Annotated in this window: 12 protein-coding genes and 1 pseudogene; 8 read left to right on the forward strand and 5 right to left on the reverse strand. The window is 40.4% G+C overall.

The genetic code is table 11. The features are described 5' to 3' along the window. Positions 1-180 precede the first annotated feature (180 nt). The 3 genes from PTRA_RS09705 to PTRA_RS09715 all read right to left on the reverse strand — a co-directional run bounded on the left by PTRA_RS09705 (position 181) and on the right by PTRA_RS09715 (position 3466). Positions 181-1080, reverse strand: coding sequence for a c-type cytochrome (locus PTRA_RS09705; RefSeq protein ID WP_058373633.1), 900 nt, complete (start codon positions 1078-1080; stop codon positions 181-183). Then, on the reverse strand, positions 1073-2431 hold the full coding sequence (locus PTRA_RS09710; protein WP_058373634.1) for a cytochrome c: 1359 nt from the start codon (positions 2429-2431) through the stop codon (positions 1073-1075). The genes PTRA_RS09705 and PTRA_RS09710 overlap by 8 nt, the downstream gene beginning before the upstream one ends. Before the next feature lie 150 nt (positions 2432-2581). Beyond that, positions 2582-3466 (reverse strand): LysR family transcriptional regulator, encoded by an 885-nt coding sequence (locus PTRA_RS09715; protein WP_058373635.1) that lies wholly within the window; start codon positions 3464-3466, stop codon positions 2582-2584. A gap of 119 nt (positions 3467-3585) precedes the next feature. On the opposite strand from PTRA_RS09715, the pseudogene PTRA_RS09720 reads away from it, so the two are divergent. The 8 genes and pseudogenes from PTRA_RS09720 to PTRA_RS09755 all read left to right on the forward strand — a co-directional run bounded on the left by PTRA_RS09720 (position 3586) and on the right by PTRA_RS09755 (position 12646). Continuing rightward, positions 3586-4235: pseudogene (locus tag PTRA_RS09720) on the forward strand (peroxiredoxin-like family protein). After that, complete coding sequence (locus PTRA_RS09725) at positions 4235-4996, forward strand: haloacid dehalogenase type II (protein ID WP_058373636.1); 762 nt, start codon at positions 4235-4237, stop codon at positions 4994-4996. The pseudogene PTRA_RS09720 and the gene PTRA_RS09725 overlap by 1 nt, the downstream one beginning before the upstream one ends. 369 nt (positions 4997-5365) lie before the next feature. Further along, on the forward strand, positions 5366-5974 hold the full coding sequence (locus tag PTRA_RS09730) for a PilZ domain-containing protein (RefSeq protein WP_058373637.1): 609 nt from the start codon (positions 5366-5368) through the stop codon (positions 5972-5974). Between the two features lie 57 nt (positions 5975-6031). Continuing rightward, the gene (locus PTRA_RS09735; RefSeq protein ID WP_058373638.1) at positions 6032-7087 is read left to right on the forward strand and encodes an agmatine deiminase family protein; all 1056 of its coding nucleotides are present in this window, start codon (positions 6032-6034) and stop codon (positions 7085-7087) included. Continuing rightward, entirely contained in the window at positions 7084-7977 is an 894-nt protein-coding gene (locus PTRA_RS09740) for a carbon-nitrogen hydrolase (RefSeq protein WP_058373639.1), read from the forward strand. The genes PTRA_RS09735 and PTRA_RS09740 overlap by 4 nt, the downstream gene beginning before the upstream one ends. A gap of 61 nt (positions 7978-8038) precedes the next feature. Then, positions 8039-11512, forward strand: a complete 3474-nt coding sequence (gene mfd / locus PTRA_RS09745) for a transcription-repair coupling factor (protein WP_058373640.1) — start codon at positions 8039-8041, stop codon at positions 11510-11512. After that, positions 11512-12348, forward strand: a complete 837-nt coding sequence (locus PTRA_RS09750) for a peptidoglycan binding protein CsiV (protein ID WP_058373641.1) — start codon at positions 11512-11514, stop codon at positions 12346-12348. Before mfd ends, PTRA_RS09750 begins: the two co-directional genes overlap by 1 nt. A gap of 43 nt (positions 12349-12391) precedes the next feature. Then, complete coding sequence (locus PTRA_RS09755) at positions 12392-12646, forward strand: hypothetical protein (RefSeq protein ID WP_058373642.1); 255 nt, start codon at positions 12392-12394, stop codon at positions 12644-12646. 50 nt (positions 12647-12696) lie between these two features. Here PTRA_RS09755 and PTRA_RS09760 read toward each other — a convergent pair whose 3' ends face one another. Further along, positions 12697-14064: a hypothetical protein gene (locus PTRA_RS09760; protein ID WP_058373643.1), complete on the reverse strand. Its 1368-nt coding sequence runs from the start codon at positions 14062-14064 to the stop codon at positions 12697-12699. 104 nt (positions 14065-14168) lie between these two features. After that, positions 14169-16616 (reverse strand): TonB-dependent receptor, encoded by a 2448-nt coding sequence (locus PTRA_RS09765; RefSeq protein WP_058373644.1) that lies wholly within the window; start codon positions 16614-16616, stop codon positions 14169-14171. Positions 16617-17008 lie beyond the last annotated feature (392 nt).

The following is a 17008-nucleotide window of genomic DNA, read 5'->3' on the forward strand; positions in this document are numbered from 1 at the left end:
GATGTAATAGCTTTTATTAAAATATTAGCTTTATGTTATGCCAATAAAAATGCGCCAAAACGGTGCATTTTTTGTATCACTCTAATTTACATAGAGTAAATAATCTGAGTTTTAATTAAATACATTTTAGTAATAAAAAACCGCCTAACCTTGCTAGGTTAAGCGGTTATGCATATTGTATTAATAACGAGAATCTGCAGGATTATCCATACCTGGCCAATCGTTTACTTTATCTGCAAAGTCTGGACGTGGCTTTTTAGTAAAGTATTCCACAACATCAACAACCTCTTGCTCTGATAAAGTGATCTGCCCAAGCGGCGCTTCACGACTCACACTCAATGGCATGTTATGAATAACAAATGCACCTGCTCGCGAAGCACGTGCCATACCTGCCCCAATGTTAAATGAGTCATCGCCCCATAATGGTGGGAAAATATAATCGCCAAATTGATCTTTAATCCCCTCGCCATCACTGCCATGACAAGTGCCACATTGCGCTGCATAAACCTGTGCACCGTTATTTGCGTTTGCTGTATATTTGCCTACTTTAAAAAACTCTAGGCTAGTTAGCTTAACGGTATTGCCCGGTGCCACATCGCCACCTAGCCATTTCATATAAGCATGCATACCTTGCATTTCTGGCGAATCTATTGGGATTGGTTTACCATTCATCGAGCGTTGAAAACAGCCGTTAATGCGCTCATTTAAATCAAGTACGCGTTGTGCACGCGGATTAAAGCGCGGATAACGATTATAAGTATTTATATAAGGTGCGCCCAGCTCTCGTTTGCCTTGTCCCATATGGCAACTATTACAATTAAGCCCATTACCTACATTCTCAGGTAATAAGCGCGCCGTTTCGTTAAGTAAACGCATGCCGTATAAAATGGCTTCTTCATCTTTGTGGCCTACTACATCGGTAATTTTTGGAATGATAAACTGATCAACCACTTTACCTTCGGCATCAATTACATCGTAAGTTTTTGCATCAGGCGCATCATAAAAACGGCTTTCATAACCCATGTAAGCTGCAACCGAAATTGCAACTACAAGCACGCTTATCCCTAGTAACTTATTCATTTTCTATCTCCTTTGCGGGTACATAATGCACCGGAGCATGGTCAACTACACGGCGCATAGTCGCAACATCTCGAGTTGAAATATGGCTGCCATGATTACCCCAACTATTGCGAATAAAGTTTAAAACATCCGCTAACTCTTGGTTTTTTAAGTGATAAAAACCCGGCATAGTAAATGTCATTACATCGTGCGCAGTTGTTGCCATTTCACCCCCGGCTAAAGTAACTTGAATTAACGAACTGGGATCTTCTGCAAACACAATAGAGTTACCAGCCAATGCTGGAAAAATACGTGGTGCGCCTTTTCCATCTAAGCGATGACACGCGGCGCACTGCTCCATATACAACAAAGCACCAGGAGTCGAAAAGTCACCTGCGCGCAATGCACTTGTTGTGGTGTCTGCTTTCGGCTGCCAATTTTTGTCATAACCTGGGCGCGGTGTTAACTGGTTTAAAAAGCTGGCAATAGCGTTTAAGTCTTTATCAGTAAAGTACCGCGTACTATGCGCCACTACATCGGCCATGCTACCAAATGCGGCAGTTTTGTCGGTACGCCCTGTTTTTAAAAACAGGGCAATATCGGCTTGTTTCCAGGTTGATAAACCTAATCCTTCATTACGTAAACTTTTAGCATACCAGCCCTCAAGTACTGAGCCCGATACAAACTGACCCGATGCATCATCAGATAGCGCCTTTTCTTGAAAAGCAATACCTCGGGGCGTATGGCACGCACCACAGTGAGCTAGTCCCTCAACTAAATAGGCACCCTGGTTTTGCTCAGCTGTTAAATTGGGGTTAGCTGTAAAGCTACGCGCTGGTGAAAATAATGCCTGCCACCACGCTAGTGGCCAACGCATACTGGCAGGCCATGGAATAGTTGTTTGTTGATTTTGTTGCTTTACTGGGCTAACGCTTGACATAAAATACGCGTACATTGCCTCTATTTCAGCATCATTTACTATTTTATAAGACACAAAAGGCATAGCAGGATAAAGCGGTTGGTTATCTTGGCGAATGCCTTTTCTAACTGCACGTTCAAAATCGGCGTAGCTATAACTACCAATGCCCGTTTCGATGTCGGGAGTGATATTAGTAGAATAAATAGCGCCCATAGGTGTTTGCATGCCTAAGCCACCCGCAAAAGGTTTTCCGCCGGGTGCCGTATGGCACGCAACACAGTCAGCAACTCGTGCATAGTATTCGCCCTGAGCAATGAGCGTTTGATCGTTAATATCTACTTTATGTGTTGCAGCCAAAGGTGGTGCTAAAGTAATAGGAATGAGCTTAGCGCCCACAAAGGCAAACACTAATAGTGCAATACCTACTAACACAATGTACGTCACTTTTTTCATTGTTAAATTTAATCCCTCAAAGAAATAAAACGGCCAATAAGCCTAAGAGAGATAATAACAACAATAAAATATTCTCAAATGAGTATAAGAACAAAGGTTGATCTAACGCATGTGTTGCTCATAATAAAGGCGCCATCCAACCGCTTATATTTAGCAAGTAACAAATAGTGACTTTATAAAGTTAAAAAACACCTCGGTTTTACGCGTGGTTAAGCTGTTTTGTGGCCGTAAAAACCATACCGGTGCGTCGCTTTGCGCCATTACACCGGGCATAACTTCAACTAAAGTGCCATTTGCAAGCTCTTCACCTATTGCTATTTTTGATTTAATTGCAATGCCATGCCCAGCAATGGCAGCTTGGGTCATGTTATCTGAGTTTGAAATAGTAAAGCGGGGTTTAGCATTAAAACTGTGTATTTTACCTTGCTCGTCAAATAATTTTAATTGTTTTTGCCACGGCAAACATACCCAATAATGCGCCGCAAGCTCGGTTAAATTACTTGGCATACCCTGTTTATTTATATAACTGGGAGCGGCACATAACACACGGCTATTATTGACTATTTTACGCGACAACATGCCAGAGTCGTTTAACTGCCCTACTCTTATAGCCACATCTTGAGCATCATCAACCACATTAATAAAATGATCCGTAATTAAAAAATCGAGTTTTAATTGAGGATATTCACTTTCAAATTCGCTAAGCTTAGGCATAACATACTTAGAAAAAATCCACGGTGGCATAGTTACCCTTAGTAGCCCGCTCACAGTTGAGCTGCGCGCACCTATACTATGCTCTGCGTCGTGCAAAGCCTCAATAATAGCGCCCACACGTGTGTAAAACACTTCTCCTGCAGGCGATAAACGTACTCGCCTACTATCCCTAAAGACTAAAACAGTAGACAACTCTCGCTCTAATTTACTAAGGCGATGGCTCACTGTTGCTGGCGATAACCCTTGCTCGCGCGCAGCTGCAAGTACGCCTTTATTCTCTACTACGGCAATAAAGGTTTCTAAATCACTTATGTTATACATAACAAGCTACTTTGGGTTTTCAATGTTTAATATTTTCGAATGAAGCTTTCACTTTTGCAATCTATATTTAAATAACTAAAACTATATAATCTAACGTAACTTAATTATTGAGGTTATATATGAGTTTAAAAGCGCAAATTGACGCCTATAACGTGCAAAAAGAAGCAAAACTCCCTGCCGATGTTTTACACTAATGAACACTACAAACGCAGAGCTTATTGCCCAGCATATTAAAGATAATGCGTTGCACGTTGGTCATAAAGTAAAAAACTTCAGCTTAGCCAATCATAACGGCGAAAACATTAAGCTTGCGAATTTATTAAAAAAAGGCCCAGTAATTATTAGCTTTTACCGCGGTGGCTGGTGCCCGTATTGTAATTTAGAGTTAAAAGCCCTAAATGATTTTTTACCGCAATTTACAGCTCAAAGTGCTCAGTTAGTAGCAATATCACCGCAATTGCCTGATGAAACTCTCTCAACAGCACAAAAAAACGACCTTGAATTTGATGTCCTTTCAGATATAAGTAATAAAATAGCCAAGCAGTTCGGTTTATTGTTTACACTCGATGAGCGCATTCAAGCGTTATATTCCGAATTTGGTATTGATTTTGAGCACTACTACGGCGATAAAAGCTTTCAACTGCCACTACCGGCCACTTATGTTATTAATCAACAAGGTGTGATCACTTACGCTTTTGTAACTGAAGACTACACCCTACGCGCAGAACCCTTTGATGTATTAAACGCTTTAAAATCTGAGAGTAAATAATGTCTGTATTAACATCCCTAAAAACCCTAACCCTTTCATTAATTTTAGGCGCAAGCCTACTCTCTGGAGATACTATGGCCGAACAAACCTCAAATAAACCTAAAGTGTTAATTTTTGACGTTAACGAAACACTCCTTGATCTAGATTCAATGCGCGCTTCTATAGGCGAAGCTCTTGGTGGGCGAGAAGATTTATTGCCATTGTGGTTTTCTACTATGCTACACCACTCGTTGGTATCAACTGTAATTGGCGATTACCAAGACTTTGGCCAAATTGGCGTGGCGTCATTATTAATGGTGGCACAAAACAACAATATTAATATTACCAGCGAGCAAGCAAAAACCGCTATTGTTACGCCATTATTAACACTGCCACCACACGCAGACGTAAAAGCAGGTTTAGCGGCATTAAGAGCACAAGGTTATAAGCTGGTTAGCCTAACAAACTCTTCAAATAAAGGCGTGCAAGCACAATTTGAAAGCGCTGGTTTAACTCGTTATTTTGACGAGCGCTACAGCATTGAAGATATTAAAGTGTACAAGCCCGATTTACGTGCATACCAATGGGTACTTAAAAAGCTTAATGTAAAACCAAGTGAAGCCATGATGGTTGCAGCACATGGTTGGGACGTAGCCGGAGCAAAAGCAGCCGGTTTACAAACCACTTTTATTGCGCGCCCAGGTAAAGCACTTTACCCACTGGCTAAAAAACCAGATCATGTTGTAAAAAACTTACATGAGTTAGCCCAGCTGCTTAAATAACCTGAGCTCCGGATAATAAACTTATCTCAAGCAGCTATTTTCAGCGCTAACTGCGTTGAATTTTCTTGCAATAGGCCAGCTATTGACGCGTAAATTCGCCTTGTTTTCACTGAAAACCTCTGGCTAGAGAAAATAAAATTAAATATAACTATGACTCAATACGTTAGTAAATCTCTTAACCAGAGTTCAGGTTAAATAAGTAAAACTAATTAATACCCCAGCGGCCAATGTTAGGATAACGTTGGCCACTTTTTTATATTTATAAAATGAATATAAATAAAGTATTCAAGCAGTTATTCAAAAAACATATATTCTAGTAATTTAGCACTAAGGGCGCTATTATTACTTAAATGCGTTGCGGAGAGTGCTATGAACAGTCAAAAGTTAAGTGAGTTTGAACAATATTTTCAAATTGATGAAAGTAACCGTGTAAACCTATACATAGTTGATGATAACGCCGTTCCAAAAAACCTTACCCAGTTAGACGCAGATATCCCCCCTTTGTTTAAACTCGCTAATGAAGTGAGTAGCTTAGAGCAAAGCGCGCTTGGACCACTGCGTAATTTAGGTGATATTGCCCAAGAACTCGCGGTTTTTTTACAAGCGCAATCACGTAAAATAGACTTAATAATGAGCCATGTTCTCGCCTCAGAGCAAAGCGAAGATAACGCTATTTATTGCGATAGTTATGGCGGCGGTGGCGTAAAATTTACAACAGAGGATGTTTATTCTTTAGGGCAAAAATTTCGGACTAAACTTTTTTTACACCATGAAGCGTCAGCTGTTTATTGCTATACCGAAGTCGTTGCAGTTAAAAAAACCGATACCGAGCATTACCAATACACTTTACTCTTTATAGCCATAAGAGACAGCGACCAAGAACTGGTTGTTAGAGCCAGTTTGCATGCACAAACCCGACAACTCAAAAAACGCCAGCAATTAGAGCAATCACAAAACATGCAAGCAGATGATAAATAGCTGACATGTACACTCAAACTGCTAAACTAGCGCTACCTTAATTTGTATCAATTACTCATGAATTTTAGACTTTTACCAGAATGGGCCGAGCAAGACGCTGTTATGCTAACTTGGCCGCATAAAAACACCGATTGGGCTGAAAACTTAGCACGCGTTGAGCCTGTGTATGTAGCGCTTGTAAAACATATTATTGCAGTACAACAGTTAGTTATTGTAGCGCACAGTGAGCCTGTAAAAGAGCATGTTATTGCGCTATTACGCGCAGCCAACGTCCCTTTAAACTGTGTTCACTTTGTAGTTACACCAACAAATGATACATGGGCACGCGATCACGGCCCCCTTACTTGCGCCGCTATAAACAACCCTAGTCAACTTAAAGTGTATGACTTTACCTTTAATGGTTGGGGCAATAAATTTGCAAGTGCACTAGATAATCAAATAAACCGTGTTTTAGTCAATGAGCTTAGCGATACAAATAATGACTACCAAGCAGTAGATATGGTACTTGAAGGCGGTGGCATTGAAATAAACGAACACGGCGTATTACTTACTACCAGTGAATGTTTACTCAATAAAAACCGCAACCCAAATTTAACCCCAAGTGACATTTCAGCACTATTAAAACAGCACTTAGGAGCAACTGATTTTTTATGGGTTGACCATGGTTATTTAGCGGGCGACGACACCGACAGCCACATAGATACGCTAGTTCGCTTTGCACCAAACAATACCCTTGTTTATGTACAGTGCGACGATAAAACCGATGAGCATTACAGCGCGCTGCATGCGATGGAAAAACAGCTTCAAGGCTTTAAAACTTCCAATAACACTCCATATAATTTAATTGCCTTACCTTGGCCCAAAGCAGTATATGACGATGAGCAAACACGTTTGCCTGCCACCTATGCTAACTATTTAATTATTAATAATACGGTATTAGTACCAACGTACGATGATGTAAGCGATAAGCTCGCCTTAACGCAAATTCAACAAGCGTACCCAGAGCACACAATAGTAGGCATTAATTGCCTACCTATTATTGAACAATTTGGCAGTTTGCACTGTATAACAATGCAACTCCCACGTGGATTTTTAACTGGAGCAGCTCAATGACCAGCCCTGCAAAATTAACCGTTGCACTCGTACAACAAAGCAATAGCGATAATGCTGAGCAAAATATGGCAAAGTCTATTGCCGCAATTCGTGAAGCGGCCAATAAAGGCGCTAAATTAGTTGTGCTGCAAGAGCTACATCGTAGCCTGTACTTTTGCCAAACCGAAGATGTAGACGTGTTTGATTTAGCCGAAACCATTCCAGGCCCAAGCACGCATACTTTAGGTGAGCTGGCAAAAGAGTTAAGCATTGTAATTGTGGCGTCGTTATTTGAAAAACGTGCTACCGGCCTTTATCACAATACCGCTGTAGTACTTGAAAATGACGGCAGTATTGCCGGTAAATACCGTAAAATGCATATTCCCGATGACCCTGGTTTTTACGAAAAGTTTTACTTTACTCCAGGCGATTTAGGCTTTGAGCCAATTCAAACCTCAGTGGGTAAATTGGGCGTATTAGTATGTTGGGATCAATGGTTTCCTGAAGCTGCACGCTTAATGGCAATGGCCGGTGCTGAGCTACTTATTTACCCAACCGCAATAGGCTGGGATCCGCGCGATGATAGCGATGAACAAACCCGCCAAAAAGATGCGTGGGTTATTAGCCAGCGCGCCCATGCGATTGCCAATGGTGTACCGGTAATTAGTTGTAACCGCGTTGGAGTCGAGCAAGATCCAAGTGAACAAAGCGAAGGAATTCAATTTTGGGGTAACTCTTTTGTTGCAGGCCCACAAGGTGAATTACTTGCAGAGGCTAATAATACTGACGAGCAAATTTTAGTGGTTGAGCTTGATCAACAGCGCAGCGAAAACGTAAGACGTATTTGGCCGTATTTACGCGACCGCAGAATTGATCATTACCAAGACTTAACAAAAATTTACCGCGATTAAATAAAATTACTTGGCCCTTATTACATAATAAATTAGGGCCAATTTATAAATGGAGTAATAAATGGCGTTTGAGCAATGGGCAGCCTTGCCTTGGGTGAAATCTCAAAAAGATAAAATTCAATGGGGGCAACTTAGCGGCAGTGGTTTAAGCATTGCTATTGCTGAGGGTGTAAAACAACAAGACAACCTAGTGTTAATTGTAACCCCAGACACGCCAAGCGCCCTGCGCCTTGAAACCGAGCTAGAGTATTTATTGCCCGACAACCCGGTAATGATATTTCCTGACTGGGAAACCCTGCCTTACGACCATTTTTCTCCTCATCAAGATATTATTTCTGCCCGGTTAGCCACTTTAAATACGCTAAAAAATGAGCAACAAAGTGTATTAATTGTCCCTGTTTCTACCTTAATGCTGCGCACCGCCCCGGCTTCGTTTATTTATGGGTCCACAATTAACTTTAAAGTGGGCGATAAACTCGATACCCATAATTTTAGAAATAATTTAGAACAAGCAGGTTATTTAAACGTACAGCAAGTAATGGAGCACGGCGAGTACGCCATTCGCGGCTCTATTGTCGACTTATACCCTATGGGCAGCCCGCATCCTTTTAGGCTCGACTTTTTTGACGACGAGCTCGACAGCATTCGTTTATTTGATGTTGAAACCCAGCGCTCGGATGAAAAAGTAGATAAAATTGAACTACTCCCGGCACACGAATTTCCCACTAACGAAGCCGACATTGAACGTTTTAGAATAGCGTACCGTGAAAAGTTTGGTGCCAGCGCGCAGCAAGACTCTGTTTACATGCAAGTGAGTAAAGGTAATTGGCCTGCCGGTATAGAATATTATATGCCGCTGTTTTTTGAGCAACTGGCCACTATTTTTGATTACCTACCTGAAACCACAACGGTAATGCAGCTTGGTGATTTAGAACATGCCGCCGATAATTTTTGGCATGATGTAAACGTACGTTATGAAAACCGCCGCGTAGACCCATTGCGTCCATTATTAGAGCCAAGCGCGCTGTATCAACCCATTAATGAATTGTTTGCTAATTTAGGTAACTATGCGCGTATTCGCTTATCTCAAGCAAAGTTGGGTACTAAAGCAGGCAATAAAAATTTAACCGTTAGTGAATTACCTGTTATTCGCATTGATCATAAACAAAGCGAACCTTACGGTGCGTTTATAAACTATGTAGCGGCGCAAAAAAAGCAAAAAGGCCGTATTTTACTTAGCGTAGAGTCGGATGGCCGGCGCGAGTCATTACTGGGAGTATTAAAACCCAGCGGCTTAAAGTTTAAAGAATTTACTAGTTTTGAGCAGTTTACAAAAAGCCAAAGCGATGTTGGCTTAATTGTTAGCCCACTAGAGCAAAGTGTTGTATTAGGTACTAAACCTAGTTTATCTATAATCACCGAACAAGAACTGCTTGGCATAAAAGTATCGCAGCGCCGTCGCCGTAAGCATAAATACCAAGCCAGCCAAGATGCGCTAATTCGTAACTTAGCCGAGCTTAAAGAAGGCCAACCTATTGTACATCTTGATCACGGCGTTGGTCGCTATCAAGGTTTACAAACCATAGATGCCGCAGGCATTATCACCGAATTTGTTACCATTACTTACGCCAGTGAAGCAAAACTGTATGTACCGGTTTCGGCGCTGCATATGCTCAGCCGTTATTCGGGCGGCGAAGAAGCCAGTGCGCCACTGCATAAACTTGGCTCAGATGCATGGGACAAAGCTAAAAAACGTGCTGCTGAGAAAGTGCGCGATGTAGCCGCTGAATTACTTGATATTTACGCTCAGCGCCAAGCAAAACCAGGTAATAAATTTACCCTTGATGCCCCAGCTTATCGCCAATTTAGCGACAGCTTTCCGTTTGAAGAAACCGACGATCAACGCAACGCCATTGAAGCCGTATTAGGCGATATGCAATCAAAACAAGCCATGGACCGTTTAGTGTGTGGCGATGTAGGCTTTGGTAAAACCGAAGTCGCCATGCGCGCCGCATTTGTAGCGGTTAACGATAACAAACAAGTAGCTATTTTGGTGCCTACAACATTACTTGCCCAGCAACACTTTGAAAACTTTAAAGATCGTTTTGCCGACTTTCCTATTGAGGTAGGTGTACTGTCGCGTTTTAACTCACCTAAAGAGCAAAAAGACACGCTTGAAAAAATGGCCAATGGCAAGCTCGATATTGTCATTGGTACTCATAAATTGATCCAGGCTGATATTAAATTTAACGATTTAGGCTTATTAATTGTTGATGAAGAGCATCGCTTTGGGGTGCGCCAAAAAGAAAAAATTAAAGCGCTACGCGCCGATGTCGACATACTCACTTTAACTGCAACGCCTATCCCGCGTACCTTAAATATGGCTATGAGCGGTATGCGCGACTTATCTATTATTGCCACTCCACCTGCAAAGCGTTTAGCGGTAAAAACCTTTGTGCGCCAACGCGATGTAGAATTAATACGTGAAGCGGTACTGCGAGAAATTAAACGCGGTGGCCAAGTTTACTTTTTACATAATAACGTAGAGACAATTGAGCGTGTAGCACAAGAAATTAGTGAATGGGTGCCCGAGGCAAGCGTAACCAGTGCACATGGACAAATGCGCGAGCAAGAGCTTGAGCAAATAATGGCTGATTTTTACCATCAAAAATATAACGTATTAGTGTGTACCACTATAATAGAAACCGGTATTGATGTACCAACCGCTAACACCATAATTATGGATAGAGCCGACAAATTAGGCTTAGCACAGTTACACCAATTACGTGGTCGAGTTGGCCGCAGCCATCATCAAGCTTATGCCTACTTATTAACAGGCGATCCTAAATCGCTGTCAAAAGATGCAACTAAACGTTTAGAAGCAATAGAGTCGCTAGAAGACTTAGGCGCAGGTTTTGCGCTAGCAACCCACGATTTAGAAATTCGTGGTGCGGGTGAGTTACTAGGCGACGATCAATCAGGTCAAATGCAAACCATAGGCTTTAGCTTATATATGGAAATGCTTGAACAAGCAGTAAAAGCATTGCGAGAAGGCAAAGAGCCCACCCTTGAAAACCTCCTGCAAAAACAAACTGAGGTAGACTTAAAACTACCGGCTTTATTACCCGATGATTATATTTACGATGTAAACGCACGCTTAGGTATGTACAAGCGCGTTGCTAGTTGTGCTAATGTTGCCGATATGGACGAATTACAGGTAGAGTTAATCGACCGCTTTGGCTTATTACCCGACGCGGCTAAAAACCTCTTTAGCCTGCAGCAATTAAAAATGCGAGCAAGTGATTTAGGTATAACAAAAATTGAGGCAAACCCGAAAGGTGGTTACTTTGAATTTAGCCAAAACACTAAGGTTAATCCTAGCTTCATCATAGGCTTGATACAAAGTGCACCGCGCGTGTACAAAATGGATGGCGCAAATAAACTGCGCTTTGTTATTAGTGAGGCAAATGCCCGCGAACGCTTGAAAATGGTCACTGCAATGCTTGCAGATTTCGAAAAAAAGGTTAGCCATTAATGTTGCTAAAAAAATCGCTTATTATTTTATGCTGCTTATTTAGCAGCACCGCAATTGCTGAGCGCTGGTTTGAAGTAGAAGTACTGATATTTAAACAACGCCCTGCTCCGTACTTACAAGAAGACTTTAGCCTTAAAAAGCCAGCTATTGAAGATAAAAACACACTTGATTTATTCACCCCACTTTACACTGAGCAAGCTATGCAAGCGTGTATTGATGGCGATACACGCTTTGAAAAACGCTCTTTTACAGATTCTTTAGTTAACTCCAATCAGCAATCTGGCGTGTGTGATAACAGTATTGATTATTTAAAAAGTTATGAACAGCTACCGGTAACACCGCTTGTAGCTGCACAAGATACAATGCAGCAAACATACCTTTTAGCAGCAACACAACTGCAATTTAACAGCCAACGCCAAGCCCTAGAGCGCAAAGGGTTAACGCCACTATTACATACTGGCTGGCGTTTTGAAGGGGCAAGCAAATCGCGTGCACCTAGCATGCATTTAATCGCCGGCGAGCATATTAAAAGTGCAGAGCAAAGCGCCCCAAGTTATGCAAACCCAGACTTTGTTAGCTTAGTTAACTCGCAAAATTCTTTTTTTAATGCACCTGAAGAACCCACTATGAAGTGGGAACTCGACGGTTTATTTAAAATACATTTACGCCATTATTTATACATAACCGCTAATTTCGATATTAGCCAAAAGCGCGATAGTGGTGAAATAGAAGCAGCTCGTTTTTCACAATTTAGACGAGTAATAAGTGAAGAAATACACTATTTTGATCACCCTAGAATGGGAATGATCGTCCAAATTAGAAAATTCAAGCATTAAGCCTACACCATTTATGGTGTTATTTAACACATAGGAAATAACAATGAAAAAAATCCTGATTATTGCAGCAATACTAAGCCTAGCAGCGTGTTCTAAAGTAAATGTTGAGAACTACGAAAAAATAAAAATTGGTATGGATAAATCAGAAGTCGAAATTTTTTTAGGAAACGCTGATAACTGCGTAGAAAAAACACTGCATACCAACTGCGTTTGGGGTGACGATGCTAAAAATATCGAAATTATACTCGTGTCAAACAAGGTAACTTTATTTACCAAAACAGGGTTAGCGAACAACTAACGCTAACCCTTTAGAGGAATAACGTAGGGTGTAACCGGTTACATCCTTTGTTACTCCTGCTTAGTACCGTCATCAGAGTAAATAAGTTCAATATTAACTATTTTACTGCGGTTCATGGTTATTTTATAACGCTGATACAGCTTTTTATCTCGCTCAGTTAGTACTAATACCATATTTAATTGATAACGACGCTCTACAGCCTGCTTAGAAACCTTATTACTCTCAAGATGATATAACTTACCCTCACCTTTTTTAAGATAGCGAGAAAACGGCGCAAGGCTAAATTGCAGTGTTTGATGCAAGCTATCGTAACCCGGTAAAAACTCTCGGGCATTTACACGTGTTTCGCTAGCAAAGTGTAACCACTGTGCAGCGAGCTTATTTTGTTGGCGGCGTTTAGAGAAAATAACACGCACTTCTTTTGGAATATTTTTAAAGCGCGTATATTCTAACCAAATAAACTGACTCGCTACTTTGTCTTTGGTTACGCTGTTTTTAAAAATAAAACGCCACTTAGGCCGCCCACGTACAATAGATCGCCAAATAATTCGGGTTATATCTTCTTTAAATATTTCTCGAAGGCCATAAATAACCCCTAATATTAGTATTAATGTAGCAGTCACTTCTGTAAAAGTAGCGCGTGCGTTGAGTATAACTACCATCACTAACGCCATAATCACAGCGGTTACCGAGCCCTTAACTAAACGTTTTAAATAACTATTAAGGTAGCGAGTTTGGCGGTTTAAAATTACGCCATGTTCAATTAAACGCTGCAATAACCGCATTTTATTAGTAATGCGGTTTGCATCTTTAAGGGTTGATTCTGAATTATATTGTTGCTCTTCGCGATAGCTATTTTCTGACTTACAAAAGTTAACTAAGTCGTTGCGCTCTTTGGCATAATCACTACTGCGTGGCCCTTCATCAAGCAGTTTTAAAAACGACTGCTCTATTTGCCAACTAAGGTAGTTATCGGCATTAGTGTAAAACGAAATAAGCTTTTCATCTTCAGGTGTATAACGTCTTAGTTTTCTTAATAAGCTTTGGCTTTGCTCGCACAACTCACCCGCCCGTTGATAAAATTCATCAGGGTCTTCTATTTTGAGTGTTTCTTTAATATCTGCATCAATAGCCAAGCGCACCTGATAACAATACAAATTGAGGTTTTGTCGGTAATCTCGCTGCTCACCTTTGTTTTTACTTACAAAACGGCTTCGCACTAGCGGTAGGTGAATATTATTGGCGTTATAAGCTAAATAAGATTTAAATTGATTATTAAAATAGGATTCTTCACTAAGGGTTTGTGCATTCACGCCCATTTCGTTGGGAATAGAAAAGTATAAATCAAGGCGTTGCTCTGAGCGTTGGCCCAGCTGCGGTTCAATAATAAAAGATAAATTTTCATCTTGCTTTAACAATTAAATCTCCTTGTAATATAGCTCCTTAGTGTACTTGCCTGCAGTATTTTGTTCAATAAAAAAGGCCTAGTAAAAACTAGGCCTTAAAATATTTATTATGCTAATTAAAATTTAAAATTAACACTCGCAAAAATACGCGAACCAATTACATCGTATATCTCAGGAACTGTTCCCATATCATTACCGCCTAATACAGACTCAGGCTCTTTATCAAAGATATTATTCATACCACCAGTAATGCGTAAATCATCACTTACGCTGTAGCTCATAGAAATATCATGATAAACAGTATTGTCAGTGCTAAAGAAGTCACCGTAATACTCGCCATCCATTCCTTTAACGAATCTTGCATTATAAAGAAGGCTTAATGCTTCACTTACATCGTAATTTACAGATAGATTTGATTTGATTTTAGCATAGCCACCGATATTGCCATCGATAGTGCCTGTGTAATCAATATCATCTTGTTCAAATTCGATTAAGTATGTTGTATCAAGGTTGATACCATAGTTATCTGCTTTGTATGAGATATTCCAATCAACACCAGATGTTTTTTGCGAGCCAACATTTGTTAATGCTGAACTCATATTTGATAAATCACCTGTTGATGTAATATTGATTGCTGAACATGACTCAAGCGTACCAGCAAAACAATTTCTCATTTCGTTCTGAACGTCTAGACGCGTAATTGCATCAGTTATATCAAACTTCCAGTAATCCATGGTGCTTGATAAGCCATCAGTAATTTCCCATACCATACCAAAAGTAAATGACTTACTTTCTTCTGCTTTAAGGTTTTTGTCACTGGTGTAATTTACTTCGATTTGAGGGTCTTGCTCATTACCCCATGGATCTTCTAGGTAATCGAATGAGCCTGAGTTACCACCAAAAAGCTCAGCAACATTAGGTGCTCTAAAGCCAGTCGCTAATACAGAGCGAACCATAAACTCATCTGTTACGTTCCAAGTTGCACCAAGCTTCCACGTTGTTGCACCACCAAACGTTGAGTAGTTATCGTAACGTGCAGCACCTTCAATTGTTACTGACTCAAATACTGGCATAGACGCTTCAAAATACACAGACTGTACTGAGTAATCACCTTCAGTTGGATCTTGTTGTGCAGCTGTACTTTCACCGCGTTGAGTGATCAAATCAGGAGTGTAATAACCACTTTCAAATCTGTTTTCAACACCAATTGCATAACCAATATCGTTATCTGTTAGTGCACTGTAACCTGCAGCTAGGATAAACTGCTCGTTACCACCTTCATTTGACTCAGTGTAAATTGCACCATCTGACACTAACATATCGCGATTTAATGCATCGCCAGCAAACCAAAGCGCTTGATTAGCATAAATACTTTGCTCAACATTACTTGCATGGATAGAATTTTGAACTTTATCCTTAGAATCATTACGGCCATAAGTAGCACTTACATCCCAGCTAGCGTCGTTATCTAGCGTACCCATTAATGCAACTGACGCTCTATATGTATCGGTTTTTTGCTCATAAATACGAGGACCAGCATCAACCATTCTACGGCGGTACTCTAAGGTATCTGCAAGTGCACCATTACCATCTACAAAAGTACTTGTATAAGCAGCATCTAAATTCGTTGTTTTTAAATCTATGCTTGCTGGCTGTGGCGCAAGTTGCTGAGTCGAATCACGACGTGTATACATCAAATCAACATTAAACATCGTATCTGAGTCTAACTCTTTATCAAAGCTAGTAAAAATACTGTACAAGTCATTTGGTGTTTGTGCATAGCTAGAAGTCGTATAATCATAGCCTTTATTACGGTCTATAAAACCACCATTTCCATCTGGCATTTTACCACCAAGTGTTCCCTCAGGAATATATGATGATTGACCTGGCTCTACAAAGCTTCTGTCTGATTGAATTATTTCGCCGCGGCTTGAATACTGAGCACCTACAACTAAATTACCTTCAGCAATTTGCATTCCGTGTAATAAACTTACACCGTAGTTATTGCCATCACCTTTTGTAGTGCGGCTACCTTCTACATTAACTTCTGAACCTTCAAAGTCTTTCTTGGTTATTATATTAACAACACCAGCGATAGCATCTGAACCGTATACTGCAGAAGCACCGTCTTTTAAAATTTCAATAGACTTAATCATTGCAACTGGAATCGTATTTAAATCAACAGACGAATCTGCACCGGTTCCAGATGAAACCATACGACGACCATTTAATAATACTAGAGTACGCTGAGAGCCCATCCCACGTAGGTTTACAGTAGCAGTACCACCTGAACCATTATTACTTGAACCACCTAGGCTCATCCCTGCCGCTGATGGTTGATTAGAAAGCACGTCTGCAACTGATGTGTAACCACTTTTTGCAATAAAGTCATCGCCAATAACTGTAATAGGGCTAGCCGTTTCCATATCTGTACGGTTAATACGAGAGCCTGTTACTTGAATTTTTTCAATTGACTTTGCCGCTTCGTCAGCCGCTAAAACTTGCACACTTGAGAACATTGGAATAGCAGCGATAACCGCTAAGCCAAGAGTTGATTTTTTCATGGATGAACCCTACTTGTTGAAAATTTACCTAAATGGTAATGCTCACTTTTATAAGAATTGTGAGTCAGAAAACAGCAACTTAGGCGTGATTAACTGAACAAAAACTTAACGACAGACCAATTAAAAGCCAACCAAAAAGCGAAATACCCAAAAAAGGTACAAACGTTACACCATGTTTCCTTGTTAATTAATAAATACATATAAAAATCAATAAACTAAATACATTGCGCTACATTAAAAGCACAGGTGAAATCAAACTAATGGACTTTGTAATTAAATGTAATTACCTCAACAATGTACCCTTAATCGGTAAATTAACAAGTTAATCACAGTAGGTTATTAAAACCGTAAAACTAAATGTTAATTGATAACTATATTTATGCGCTTTGAGT

It is taken from the genome of Pseudoalteromonas translucida KMM 520 (assembly GCF_001465295.1).
In the GTDB taxonomy this organism is placed as follows: Bacteria; Pseudomonadota; Gammaproteobacteria; order Enterobacterales; family Alteromonadaceae; genus Pseudoalteromonas; species Pseudoalteromonas translucida.